The organism is Neisseria viridiae (genome assembly GCF_962747995.1).
Lineage (GTDB): Bacteria > Pseudomonadota > Gammaproteobacteria > Burkholderiales > Neisseriaceae > Neisseria > Neisseria viridiae.
On record NZ_CAUJAJ010000057.1, the window covers coordinates 1 to 201 of the forward strand.

1 protein-coding gene is annotated in these 201 nt (G+C 53.7%); it reads right to left on the reverse strand.

The features are described from left to right. Window positions 1–201 (reverse strand): EF-Tu C-terminal domain-related protein (locus Q9J79_RS10350; RefSeq protein ID WP_445929874.1); only part of this gene is annotated, 201 nt, incomplete at its 5' end.

Here is a 201-nt window from a genome sequence, read left to right on the forward strand (position 1 = left end):
TTAAGCGATAACAGAAGAAACCACGCCGGCACCCACGGTACGGCCGCCTTCGCGAATCGCAAAGCGCAGGCCTTCTTCCATAGCGATAGGCGCAATCAGTTCTACGGTAATGGTTACGTTTTCACCCGGCATTACCATTTCCACACCTTCTTCCAAAGTAACCGCGCCGGTTACGTCGGTGGTACGGAAGTAGAATTGGGG